The 12855-nt window shown below is 59.7% G+C and carries 12 protein-coding genes; all 12 read left to right on the forward strand.

Features of this window, described 5'->3' with window-relative positions; genetic code table 11:
• Window positions 1–9 precede the first annotated feature (9 nt).
• The 12 genes from ACPQ6D_RS18605 to csx15 all read left to right on the forward strand — a co-directional run bounded on the left by ACPQ6D_RS18605 (window position 10) and on the right by csx15 (window position 12854).
• Window positions 10–1638, forward strand: a complete 1629-nt coding sequence (locus ACPQ6D_RS18605; RefSeq protein ID WP_423225848.1) for a hypothetical protein — start codon at window positions 10–12, stop codon at window positions 1636–1638.
• Window positions 1638–2309: an RAMP superfamily CRISPR-associated protein gene (locus tag ACPQ6D_RS18610; protein WP_423225871.1), complete on the forward strand. Its 672-nt coding sequence runs from the start codon at window positions 1638–1640 to the stop codon at window positions 2307–2309. The genes ACPQ6D_RS18605 and ACPQ6D_RS18610 overlap by 1 nt, the downstream gene beginning before the upstream one ends.
• Entirely contained in the window at window positions 2306–3850 is a 1545-nt protein-coding gene (locus ACPQ6D_RS18615) for a type III-B CRISPR module-associated Cmr3 family protein (protein WP_423225849.1), read from the forward strand. The genes ACPQ6D_RS18610 and ACPQ6D_RS18615 overlap by 4 nt, the downstream gene beginning before the upstream one ends.
• Window positions 3847–5337, forward strand: a complete 1491-nt coding sequence (locus ACPQ6D_RS18620; protein WP_423225850.1) for an RAMP superfamily CRISPR-associated protein — start codon at window positions 3847–3849, stop codon at window positions 5335–5337. The genes ACPQ6D_RS18615 and ACPQ6D_RS18620 overlap by 4 nt, the downstream gene beginning before the upstream one ends.
• The gene (gene csx19, locus ACPQ6D_RS18625) at window positions 5334–5906 is read left to right on the forward strand and encodes a type III-D CRISPR-associated protein Csx19 (RefSeq protein ID WP_423225851.1); all 573 of its coding nucleotides are present in this window, start codon (window positions 5334–5336) and stop codon (window positions 5904–5906) included. Before ACPQ6D_RS18620 ends, csx19 begins: the two co-directional genes overlap by 4 nt.
• Window positions 5903–8242 (forward strand): TIGR03986 family type III CRISPR-associated RAMP protein, encoded by a 2340-nt coding sequence (locus ACPQ6D_RS18630; RefSeq protein WP_423225852.1) that lies wholly within the window; start codon window positions 5903–5905, stop codon window positions 8240–8242. Before csx19 ends, ACPQ6D_RS18630 begins: the two co-directional genes overlap by 4 nt.
• 51 nt (window positions 8243–8293) lie before the next feature.
• A complete protein-coding gene (locus tag ACPQ6D_RS18635) occupies window positions 8294–9826 on the forward strand; it encodes an AAA family ATPase (protein ID WP_423225853.1) in 1533 nt (510 codons plus the stop codon).
• 1 nt (window position 9827) lies between these two features.
• A complete protein-coding gene (locus tag ACPQ6D_RS18640) occupies window positions 9828–10850 on the forward strand; it encodes a hypothetical protein (protein ID WP_423225854.1) in 1023 nt (340 codons plus the stop codon).
• Window positions 10851–11160: 310 nt separating this feature from the next.
• Complete coding sequence (locus ACPQ6D_RS18645) at window positions 11161–11397, forward strand: hypothetical protein (RefSeq protein WP_423225855.1); 237 nt, start codon at window positions 11161–11163, stop codon at window positions 11395–11397.
• A gap of 100 nt (window positions 11398–11497) precedes the next feature.
• A complete protein-coding gene (locus ACPQ6D_RS18650; RefSeq protein WP_423225856.1) occupies window positions 11498–12073 on the forward strand; it encodes a DUF433 domain-containing protein in 576 nt (191 codons plus the stop codon).
• A gap of 8 nt (window positions 12074–12081) precedes the next feature.
• A complete protein-coding gene (locus ACPQ6D_RS18655; RefSeq protein ID WP_423225857.1) occupies window positions 12082–12450 on the forward strand; it encodes a DUF5615 family PIN-like protein in 369 nt (122 codons plus the stop codon).
• Between the two features lie 5 nt (window positions 12451–12455).
• Window positions 12456–12854: a CRISPR-associated protein Csx15 gene (gene csx15, locus ACPQ6D_RS18660; protein ID WP_423225858.1), complete on the forward strand. Its 399-nt coding sequence runs from the start codon at window positions 12456–12458 to the stop codon at window positions 12852–12854.
• The last annotated feature ends 1 nt before the right edge of the window (window position 12855 follow it).

Genomic DNA, 12855 nt, shown 5'->3' on the forward strand with positions numbered 1-12855 from the left:
GGAGATCGTATGGCACAAAACACGTTACTGCTCATCGAAGCAACCCGAATTCAGGATTACATCTTCGGCAGCAACGAATTGAAACAGATCATCGGCGCATCGGAGTTGGTGCAGCAAGCGACCCAAGATTGGGTCTTCGCAGCGTTGGCTAAGTTGCCGCTCCCTGTGAATGTCCAACTTGATGCCAAGGAACCGGATGGCTGGAAAATCACCGCTCCTCTGTTGGCGGGCAACTGGGCTGCCCAGGTGATTTACGCCGGCGGCGGGAATGCGGTGATCCTATTCGCAAACCCAGAGGAAGCCAGGAAATTCGCTCGTGAGCTGAGCTTCAAGGTGCTCCGGGATGCGCCTGGGCTGCTCATCATCGAAACGCAGCAGCCATTCGATCCGACGAGCCAGTCGCTCAAAGACGAATTGAACAATCTCCGCAAAGCCGCGGCGCAGCGCAAGCGTACGCCGCCTCGCTCGGCGCCGCTGCTGGGACTGGGGGTCACGGCGGCCTGCGTCTACACCGGCGCCCCGGCTGTGGATCGGCGAGACCGACGCTGGATATCAAGGGAGGCGCAGTTCAAACAGGATGCCGCGAAGCCTGGCGAGACGCGTCTGCGGCGCCACTTGCGTGACATTCAATTGGCCGGCTTCGGGTTCATTTCCGATTTCGACCAACTGGGCGAACGCGGGGAAGCCAGCTATATGGCGCTGATCCACACCGATGGAAACGGCATGGGCCAGCGCATCGAGAAGCATGGCCAGGAATTCAGCGCGCCGGCTGATAACGAGAAGTACGCCCAGGCGCAGCACGCGTTTTCCGAGAAGGTAAAAGAAGTAGCGCGTATAGCCTTGAACCGCACGGTCGGCATGCTGTTGCATCCTGCGAATCAGGAACGGGATGATAAGGGTCGGCTGAGCATTCGCGGCAAAGCGCCCATGCCACGGGATAGAGAAGACCGGACGGTCGAGCTGCTGCCCTTCCGCCCCATCGTCTTCGGCGGCGACGACGTGACTTTCGTCAGCGAGGGCCGGATCGGCTTAAGTATCGCCGCCAGGTATATCGGCGAATTCGCGGCGCAGAGCCTGGCTGACGGTAAGCCGGCAGCCGCACGCGCGGGGGTGGCCGTGGTAAAGTCGCATTACCCCTTTGCCCGGGCCTACGATCTGGCCGACGAACTGTGTGTATCGGCCAAGGGGCGTGTGAAGGAGCTCTCACGGCCAGACCTCCCGCCGACTGTCACCGCGCTCGATTGGCACTTTGCGGTCAGCGGGCTAGTGCTGCCGTTGGCTGAAATTCGGGAACGGGAGTACAGCGTGCGCGACGGCAGCCTGCTGATGCGGCCGGTGGCGCTGCACACCGCCGAAGGCGATTGGCGCTCGTGGGAAGCCTTCACCGAGACGACATTGGCTTTTCAAGAGGACAAAGAGTGGCGCGGGCAGCGCAACAAAGTCAAGGCCTTGCGCGACGCGCTACGCGGCGGCCCGGACGCTGTGAAGCTGTTCCTACCCGGAAAGTCCTTGCCCCAGACGTTGGGGACTGCTGAGTTGGCAGACAGCGGCTGGGATATCGCCGCGAAACGCTGCGGTTACTTCGATGCGGTCGAGGCGCTGGACTTCTACGTGCGCCTGGAAGGAGAGTCGGTGTGATGGAATCATATCGCTTGCGGCTTAACTTGTTGAGCGATGCCACCTTCGGCCGGGGCGATGGCGTCGCTGGCGTCGTGGATGCCGAAGTGCAGCACGATCCCACAGGATTGCCTTACCTGGCCGGCCGGACATTGAAGGGTCTGCTCGGCGCAGAGTGTGCTGACATCGTCTTCGCCGTGCAGCAGGCCAAACCCGATCAAGACGCACGTTGGGCTGCCGCCGCCGAACGGTTATTTGGCAGGCGCGGCGGCGCGTTGGCAGGCGAAGCCAATCTGCGGGTGGGATCAGCGCAATTGCCGGCAGATCTGCGCCGCCGCATCGCGCAGGATATCGGTGATGGGCAGATCACGCGCGCCGAGGTGTTGGAAAGTATCACAGCGCTGCGCCGGCAGACTGCGATGGATGTCGTGACGGGCGCGCCGCTGGAGAATACGCTGCGCGCCATGCGGGTTATCCTGCGCGGAATACCGTTCGAGGCTGAGTTGAGCTTTCAACAGCCGCCGAGCGACGACGAGCGCGCCCTGCTAGCAGCCTGCGTGAAGGCGCTGCGTCGAGCAGGCACAGGCCGCAACCGCGGCCGTGGTAAGCTCAAGGCTGAGCTGCTCGACGCGCATAAGAACTTGGTGACTGAGGCGCTGTTTGCGTCCTTCCGAAAGGCGGTGGCGGTATGAAAGCGATCACCTATCGCCTCCGGCTCATCGAGCCGGTACTGGTCACACAGGTGCAGCGCGGCGAGGAAAACAGCGCCATCGGCCTGCCGTTTGTGCCAGGCAGCGCGCTGCGCGGGGTCTTCATTGACCGCTACCGGCGTCTGCATCCAACCGTTGACATCGCCGCCGATGCGGAAGCGCGACGGCTCTTCTTCACCGGGGCAGGCTGTTTCTTGCACGCCTATCCCTGGCTCAACAACACCAGACTCGTTCCCACTCCGCTATCCTGGCAGACCGAGAAAGACAACGCAGGAGCAGACGCGCCAGAAATCCTCGATTTCGCCGTAGATGATACAAAACAGTTGAAACTGCCCAAGCCTATCAAGGCCGCCTTTTGCACGCTGGATGACGCGCCGACCCTCTACACACCCTCTATCATCAGCAGCGTGCATATCGGCCTGGAAGAAGTGAACGTGCGCGGGAGAGGCAACGCCGTCTATCGTTACGACGCGCTGGCGGCCGGTGAAGTGCTGTCCGGCGCCGTGCTGGTCCAAAACGATGCTGACACCGCCACCCTGGAAAAGCTTATCACGCCGGGGGAAGTGACGTTGGGCGGCGCGCACCTGGCAGGTTATGGCCGCGCTATGATCGAAGACGTGCAGATTAGGCGGCGTTGGGAGGAGGTCGAGACGGAGGACGAAGGAACCAACAATGCCGTGATCATCACGCTGCTTAGCGACACACTGGTGCGCGGCGCCAGTGGTCAAATCAACGGCGACCTGACGGCCGCGTTGGAGACGGCCCTTAAGCTGGCGCATGGCACACTGCACCTGAAGCGCTCATACCAACGGCTCCAGCCGGTAGGCGGCTACAACCGGAAGTGGTCGCTGCCGCTGCCGCAAGGCTGGGCGATTCAGGCCGGCAGCGTGTTTGTCTACAATGCCGCCGACCTAGACCTGTCCAGCCTCCAGGCATTGACGTACCATGGCATCGGCGAACGCCGGGCCGAAGGATTTGGTCGCTTTGTGGTCAACGCGCAGCGCGCGGCGGTTCTGCAAGGCCGGAAAACAAAACGAGCTGCGCCGGCGGCAGAGGAACTCTCGGAGAGCAGCAAAACGCTGGCCCGACAGATGGCGAACCGGCGGCTTGAACTGCTGCTCGAACGCGAGCTGGCGGCCTTGGTTAACAGAATGGAGTTCAGCATCAGGCCCACCAATGCGCAATTATCACGCGTCCGCCGGGCCGCTCAGCAGGCGCAATACCAGAAGAGCCTGGCGCCGCTTACAGCATTGCTTGACGACCTCAAAACTGCTCAGAAACACGACTTTGAGCGAGCCAGGCTGCGTTCATACAACAACATCAACCTGCTGCAATGGATACGCGAGCGGGCCACCGAAGGCGATGTAGATGTGCAGTTAATCCACGGCGCCCCCCTGCCGATGGTCGCCGGCGAACACGCGGAGCTCACCGCTGAACAGCGGGTGATCTACACAGCGCGGCTGATTGATGGCGTCATGCGCAAGGCGACGAAGGAGAATCAGCGCCGGGAGGAGGGCCGATGAACGAGCGAATTGGACGTAATGTCAGCGAACGGGTGGTGATTTCGGGCCTGTTGGTCCTGGAGACGCCAGCCCATTTCGGCAACGGCGACCCGGCGACACTGACCGATATGACCCTGGCGCGTGATCCGCTCGACCGCAGCCTGGCGCTGCTGACGGGCGCATCGGTCGCCGGCGCACTGCGAGCTTACCTGCGTGAATATGCCGGCGGCTACGGCGCAGATGGGGATGATCTCAGCGAGCAACTGTTTGGCAAGATCGAAGGGAATTTCAGCCATCAGAGCTGGCTCATGGTGGACGATGCCCTCAGCTGTCCAGTTGATAGCCAGCTTGCGACGCCTGGAGGCTACGCTCCCGTCAGTGTCGAATTGCGTGATGGCGTCTCCATTCATGCAGCCACGCGCACCGCGGAGGATGGCAAGAAATACGATGTTGAGCTGCTGCAGGCCGGCACAACTTTCAGGCTGGGCTTCGAGCTGCTGCTGACGAAGAACAATGCAAATCTACTGGCCGCATTGGCTATCGCGCTGCGCGGGCTACAGGCGGGCGAGATCGGCCTGGGGCAGCGCAAGCGTCGCGGGTTCGGCCAGTGCCGGGTCACGCAGTGGCATGTGCGCCGCTACAACCTGGGGACGCCGCAGGGCTTGATCGGCTGGCTGGATGATGATCTTGCCGTGGGAAAGCCGGGCAAAGACATCATGGCGCTGCTTGACTTGAAAGGCAAAACGTTACCCACGGAAGATCGGCGCGCTACCTTCACGATAGATGCCACCTTTGCTGTGCCCGGCTCGCTCCTGATCCGTTCGGGCGCAGGTGCGCCGGGCGAGCCGGATATGGTGCACCTGCGCTCGCGGCGCGGGGAGGCCGAGGCGCCGATCTTGTCGGGCACGAGTCTGGCCGGCGCAATTCGCGGGCGCGCCCTGCGGATTGCTAACACCATCTGGCCACAAGATGCGGACCAGGCCAGCTACCTGATTGATGAGACATTTGGCCGCCGGATCGAAAAGCATACGGACGCGCCGTCTGGCAGCCGGTTGATCGTGCGCGAAAGTGAGCTGGAGGGCACGCGCGCGCTGGTGCAGAACCGCGTCAAGTTGGATCGCTTCACCGGCGGCTCCTATCCGCAGGCGCTTTTCAGCCAGGAGCCAGCCATCGGTGGCGCGGACGCCACCGTCAACATTGTGCTGACGCTGCGCCAGCGCGTCACCGATCCGGAACCCTTACGCAAAGCGCAGATCGGCTTGCTGTTGCTGATCCTGAAGGACTTGTGGACCGGCGACCTGCCTGTTGGCGGCGAAAGTAGCGTCGGTCGCGGCCGGTTGGCTGGCCGCAACGCCAAGTTGATTCTACAGCAAGGGAAGGACGAGACCACCTGGCAACTGGAGCAGACCAAGACTGGGTTGAATGCCACGCCAATCGAATTAGAAGATTACGTCAAAGCGCTGTGGGCTTATCAGATGCCTAAGAAACAGCGCAAGGAGGCGAAATGAGCGACGCACGCTGGACGCCTGTACAACCGGGCGCTGAATTTCTCAAGGATGCGCGGGGCTGGTTAGCAGAGCAGATGACGGAAGGGATGCCGTGGCTGCTGGTTCACGCCGATGATGGGGTGATCTGGGGCAAGCAGAACCAGGATGGCAAAGTGATCTTGTCGAGCGATGTGTTCGACTTACAGCCGCAGTATCCCGCCATCGCCGTCGAGTTGCGCAGCCTGACCATCCAGCAGGCGCGCATGTTCGGCAAGGCCGGCGAGTTACTGGTCTGGCGGACCGAAGATGGCTTCGCGGGGCGGTTGATCGAGGACGGCGAGCAGACGCCGCCGGACGCCTATGAGGAAGAGCACTTGCTATGGGGCGTGGTCGCTGAGCCCCGACCCGAAGCCGGCTTCACGCTGCTGGCCGAGGGCGACCAGGGCCAGCAGCACGCCGTGCCCCTGGTCTTGACCAATCCCGAGCGTGCCTGTTTGCGGGTGCGCCACTACGTTCGCTATGATGACCACGGCCAGGCATATGTGGATCTGAGCCGATTGGTGGATCTGCGGAAACGGAGGGTAGCATGAAGCACACGAATCCTTCTCGGCCGCGACGTGATCGCTCGGTGGCGGCCCATGCTCCGTACAATTTCGTGCCGCTGCCCGAACGGATGGTTCCGGCACGCGAACCGCTACCGGCGCATAATGCCTATCAAAAGGACACATTGACCGGTTGGATTGATTGCGAATTGGAAACCTGCTCGCCGACTTACGTGCGCGGGATGATGACACGCAAGATGTTCGAGGAACAAGGCGAAAAAGCGCCGGATAAACTGACGGTTGAGGAGAAGGAGCTTCGGGCGCCTTTCTTCTCCGGTTCGGAGGCCATGATCGAAGGTCGCCCCGTGCCTGCTATCCCTGGCTCGTCACTGCGCGGGATGTTGCGCATGTTGGTAGAGATTATCGGCTATGGTCGGATGCGTTGGGTGGGGAAGGCGCCGACCTTCACTTTCCGTGCTGTGGCTGCTGGAGCAGATGATCCCTTGCGCGACCCGTATCAGGATGTGCTGGGGCGCTTCGGCGTAAATGTGCGTGCAGGCTACTTGATCCAAAAAGGCTCCACCTGGTATGTACAGCCAGCCAAGTTGCCAGCGGATATGGGGTGGCCAGAGCGTGGCAGCTATCTCAAGGTCAAGGAACGCAGCATTCCGCAGGATGCCCTACCGAAACTGATTCGCCTCAACAGTCCCTCTTACCGGCCACAGTTGCATGCGGTATCGTTCGAGGCAGACGTGCAGACGGGCAAGAACGGCCGATATGTGGCCATCACCAAGATCGGCGAGCGCAAGGCCGGCCATAAGCATGTTGGTGTGCTGGTATGCTCTGGCAACATGGTCGAAACTGGAAAGCCGGGACAGGAATCACCGCGCAAGAACCACGCGCTCGTACTCAATGTTGATCTGAAGGCGCGCACGCTCCGCATCCGCAAGCAGGCGCTTGAGGATTACCGTAAGGGATTGACGCCGTTCCAAAAAGAGGAACTGACAAACTGGGGCGGCGAAGATGGCTGCTTGAAGAACGGAGCGCCGGTCTTCTACATCGCGCAAGGGGATGAAGTCATCTACTTCGGCCATTCGCCCAATTTCCGGATCCCTGCACGTCTGTTCGGCAGCGACCGCGCTGCGTTGCCGACCGATTTCGTGCCTGAGGGGTTACGCAACGCGCCATCAACGGACCTGGCGGACGCGATCTTTGGCTGGGTGGAAGAGGCGGAGACCGGTCCAATCACCGACCGGGCGCTGAAGCTGCCGATCGGACGTGCCGGCCGGGTGACGGTCAGTGATGCCGATTTCGTCAGGGCGCTCGATGGCGTTTGGCTGAAACCGAACTCGATCAAGCCCCGCACGCTGGGTACGCCAAAACCAACGACTTTCCAACACTACCTAGTGCAAGATCGCCGGCTTGGACACGATCCCGATGATAAGCGGTCCCTGGCGCATTACGGCACGTCGCCTGAGCAGACCCAGATACGCGGTCACAAGCTCTATTGGCACCAGGGAAACACACCGGATATTGAGGCAAGTGCAAAACCCAGCAGTAGCGGCCGCGACAAAATGCGTGACCATGAGTCGCAGGCAACGCGTATCATTCCAGTCAAGCCGGGGGTGCGCTTCAGATTCACGATCCACTTCGAGAATCTGCGCTCTGAGGAATTGGGGGCTTTGATGTGGGCGCTCACGTTACCCGGCGAACCCGGCAAGGTGTATCGTCACAAGATCGGCATGGGTAAGCCGCTCGGCATGGGTTCGATTGCGATTGTGTCGAAGTTGCACATCACCGACCGGTCGCAGCGCTATGAGCAACTATTCTCTGACGCGGCTTGGGACGAAGCTTCAGCGCTGACAAAACCAGATGAGTATGTGAGAGCGTTCGAGAGATACCTGCTGAACGAACAACGGATCGCGCCGCAGAAGAGCCGTCTGGCAGAGGTCGAACGCATCCAGATGCTCCTGGCATTGCTCGAATGGCACGAAAGCAGCACAGAGTGGTTGAGCACCACCCGCTACATGGAGATCGAGCGCGGTGAGGGCAAGATCAATGAATACAAGGAACGTCCTGTCCTGCCCGATCCCCTGGCAATCTTGGCTGGCCAACCGGTGAGTCCGCCGGTGATTACACGTCCAACCAACCCGAGATCGCCCTCTTCTCGCCCGAGTGGTGAGCTACGCCGCGGCGTCGTCAAACGCTTCGACGAAGGACCAGGTCTCGGCATTATTACCCAGGAGGATGGCACAGAGATCGCAGTACATCACTCTGGGATCGTGGGCACAGGCCGGAAAAGCCTGCGTTCCGGTCAACGCGTGCGCTATCGCATCGGTACTGGGCTGAAAGGACCAGAGGCACGCGACGTGCAAGTCGAATAGAGTGTCGCGTCACACCTGAGAGACCGAAGCCTTCGCAGGTGCGACGCGACAGTGGCCCTTGCATTGGTGGCGCCGCAGGTCAAAAACTACCGGGGAGGCTATGTGACCGTCAAAGCGATCCGTCTTCAGAACTTCATGGCGTTCAGGGATACTGGTTGGGTCGAGCTTCACCCGATCACTCTGTTATTCGGACGCAACTCCAGCGGCAAGAGCACCATTCTACGGGCCTTACGCTTGTTAAGGCAAAGTCTGAACCCGCGCGCCAATGATGAACCCTTGATCTTCACTGACGAGAATGGGATAGATCTTGGCGAATTCGCTAGCGTGGTACACGACCAGGACAAGAGCAAGTCTATGGTTTTTGGTTTTCGCTGCGGGCCACTGAAATATCTGCGAGAGATACGTGTCAATGCAGTACGCCGAAACCCGGCATGGAGAGCCGAAGTCACCGATGAGGCTGATTGGGCCGAGATCGAACTCGCTTTCTCCCTCGGCGATGACGACACGGTCCAGTTGGTCGCGGTGCACGTTGCTGCATTGTCGGGCAAAGATGACCAGGATCGTTTGAACATATTGGGTGCTTACCGCCTGGATGCGGAATTGAGCCGGTTGTTTAACAACGATGAGTGGTACTTGTCCAGTGATTGCCTCTCGCCAGCGGAGGACGAAGAATTGCGTAACCGTTGGACAGGGGTGAATATCTCCCGCATCTCAGGCTTCTTGCCGCAGCTCAGTCGCTTCGATGTCCGGGCCGAAAAATCCACCTGGCTTCAAGAAGAGTTGTGGCAAGCGGAATCGTTACTGGGCGAGATCAGAGAGGAGATAAGGGATTATCTGGCCAGACTTGTCTTTCTGGATGCAATTCGGCCAGAATCACAACGTGTGTATACCTTCGACCGCTCAACACAGAAGCGTTGGGAGTTGCATGGCCTCGAAGCATTTCTCAAGTTCCTCAGCGGACGACTCCCACCAGATCAGTTAGCGGAGATTGATCACTGGCTTGTCCATCTGGATTTGGGGGTAGAAGCTCGCGCCATACGCCGGTCATCAGCGGACGCCATCTTGACGGAGTTTCAGGTTCAGCTTCGCGAACGCGGTGTAGGACTTGCTATCAACCTGAGCGATGTAGGTGTGGGCGCTGCTCAGATTTTGCCCATCATCATCCAGATGGTGGTGGGCCTACCGGGGACGGCGGTCGTTGGGGAGCAACCAGAACTGCATCTTCACCCTCGGGCTCAGGCCAGATTAGGAGATTTGTTCATCGCGGCAAAGCAACGAGGAGTCAATTGCATCATCGAAACGCACAGTGAGCATCTGTTGCTTAGATTGCAAAAACAGATTGCCAGAACCACCGCGGGCGAGATACCTATTGGGGAGCGCGGACAGATGTTGTTGCCCAATCAGCTCGCGGTTTACTTCGTTAATCGAAAAGACGGGGTCAGCACCACAACGCAGATCGAAGTGGGGCCATACGGGGATTTACTGAGCACGCCCGAGGGCTTCGAGGACTTTTTCAGCGACGACATGATCGAAACCGCTGAGCGCATGCGGGTACGATTGGCTAGCATGAGAAAGGACGGCTGAAGTGGCGGTCCAAGTATTTGCTATAGACCCAGATGTTTGGATAGCTAGCGCTACCGATCCGCGCTGCCAGGTTGCACTTTTCGACATCTGGACCCACCCGAAGAAACAAAACGAGCGTGCGGTGGCTTTGGATGGTGCCGATGTTGAGAGGGAGTATGTTCAACTCCTCACGTCAAGCAGCCTAGATAATAGTCTGAAGAAGATACTGCAAGACATCTTCAATCAACGAGAGCGGAACCCAAGAGTACATGTGATCTCATCGCACATGTCTGCCGAGCTTCAGTCAGAAATTGCCAGACACTGTTGCCATACACCCGTAGAACCTGCATTGATCGCCATGGCGGCTTCGCCAGACGGGCCAGCAATCACCTTGCTCCTGGTGGGAGAAGATACAATCCGGAAGCGTGGTTTGCACAAAAGAGGGGTAGACAAAATTCTTCGCAAGTTTTTCCGTGACCATCTGCACAAACCGTTTACTCTGCAATTGGCGACGCAGATCGGTTTACCAACGAAGAACGAGATCGTTGCCGGGCTTCACACCAGGGTTTTTGAAGATCAAGTGCGCGGAATCTTGATGCAACGAGTATACCAGAAATACAGCGTCATGCCCTGTTTTGAACGAATAACTCCAAGCGAGGTGTACCATTACCGGGACTCCGACGGTGTTGAAGCAGCAGAAATCGACTGTTACATTTACTTGGATGTGAACGGGACGCGGTATGTTTGGATAGCAGAGTGTGAACTGAGGGAGGAAGGGAATGAGGGGCAGCCAACGATCGAGGACAAGGTGGCGAAACTGGCACGCCGGGTAGAGGCTGCTCAGGCCTTCGAAGTGAAAAGGACAAACCTGTTTGTGGAAGCAAAGGGTTATCTGGTGACTAATGCAACGTCCTTGTTGCCACTCGCCGAGACCATAGTCACCGACCATAACCTTCAGTTCGTATCGGTCACAATGTCTAAAAACTGGACACCAAACATGCACTGGATACTTCACGAACAAGATTTCCCGATTTGCGATCTGTAATGCGTACACGATATCTCTTTGCGCTCCCACCATCCTCTCCTTCCCCCTGCGAGCATCCCCTGTCATCGCTGCTGCTCGATCGTGGGTTGGGGGCGTACATTCAGCGGCGGGCGAATGCACGCTAATGTAGCATTCTTGGCCGACGACATCTCGCAAGCCTTACCCCCTGGCTTGGGGCCACCAGCTATCCAAGCCAAGCACAACTATCAAATTCAGCGTCGAATCTGGCGATGATCGCTGTGCTCAGGCTCAACCGCACAGCGATCATTACCACACGCGAGTGAGACCACCGTAATCAACTAGGCACGCCATGCCCACCAAACTCACCTACACCTGGACGCACGTGAAGGCGCGGCTCAAGGACTTGCAGCCGGATGACTTCCTGCTCCTCCTGCATGACCTGTATGCGCTGAACGCGGACAACAGGCTCTTTCTGACGACGCGCCTGCTGGGCGGGACGCCGACGGAGATGGTGGCGCCGTATCGCACAGCCATTTCCCAGGTGTTCAATCCGACTGTAACCGCGCGGTCTTCCCCCCTATCCTGAGATGCGCCCCCTTGCAGATATGTCTTGACAAGTCGGTGCGCGAGGGCTATACTTATCTAAGTTAGATAACTTAGATAAGATACGCCTAAGGAGAAGCCGCATGCCTATCATTCTCAATTCCAGCCAGGTGCAGCAAAACTTCGGCGCAGCATTGGAGCGGACGTTGCGCGGGGAAGATGTGATCATCGAGCGCTATGGGAGGCCGCAGGCGGCCATGGTGCCATACGACCGCTATCAGCACCTGGTGGAGGTCGGCAAGGAGCAGGCGGAGGAGGCCATGCCGCGGACGACACAACGCGCACAACTCCATGAGGCGGCTGCAACCTACCAGGTCGGTAGGGAGGCGCCGGCCAGGGAGGCGGTGTCGTCGGCCGGGGCGGGGTCCTATCGCTATGTGACACGCGTGCCGGGCATCTGCGGCGGCCAGCCGATCATCCGCGGCACGCGTGTGCCGGTCAAGGCCATCGTTGGCTATCACAAGCTCGGCCTGAGCGCCGAAGAGGTCGCCACCGCCCTGCCGAACCTGACCCTGGCGCAAATTCACGAGACCCTGAGCTATTATTACGATCATGTGGACGAAATCGAGCAGGACATCCGCGAGAACCAATTGGAGCGGCTGGTCGAACGATATGGTTTGCAGGTAGCGGCCGATGGTCGCATCACCCTGGCGGATTGACCTGCACCATGACCGCCACGCCTTCCCTCTTCATCCGGCTCTATCTCGACGAAGACGTCCATCCTGCTGTGGCGGTCGCCCTGCGTGCGCGTGGCTTCGACGCCGTCAGCGCGCACGAGGTGGGTCGCCGGGGCGTATCGGACGCCGAGCAACTGACGCGCGCAGCGGCAGACGGGCGAGCCTTGCTGACCTTCAACGCGGTGGATTTCCTGAATCTGCATCGGGAAAGCCTCGAAACGCAGCGATCCCACTGGGGCATTCTCCTGTGCGAGCAAGCGCCCGTGGGCGAGGTGGTGCGGCGCCTGCTCAACGTGTTGAACCACATGGCAGCCGATGAGCTTTGCAATCAGCTCTATTGGTTATCCGGTTTGAGGTGATCATCATGCTCCTTCTCAACTTCTCCCACCCCCTGACCGACGCCCACCTGGAGGCCATCCGCGCGCTCACGGGCGACGACGAGGTGCAGGTAATTGCGATTCCTAACCAGGTGGATGTGCAACAGCCGCTGGCGCCGCAGGTGACGGCGCTGGCCGATGCGGCCGGGCTGACCCCGGAGACGTGGCAAACCGCGGCGCTGCTGGTCAACCTGCCTGCGCTCAACTTCAGCGCGGCGCTGCTGCTGGCCGAACTGCACGGCCGCCTGGGCTACTTTCCGGCCATCCTGCGCCTGCGCCCCGTGGCCGGCAGCACCCCACCGCGCTTCGAGGTGGCGGAGATCATCAATTTGCAAGCGGTGCGTGAACAGGCGCGGGGGTATCGCAGAGAACGAGGTGGAGGCTGAA

Source organism: Candidatus Amarolinea aalborgensis (assembly GCF_900491745.1).
GTDB lineage: Bacteria > Chloroflexota > Anaerolineae > SSC4 > Amarolineaceae > Amarolinea > Amarolinea aalborgensis.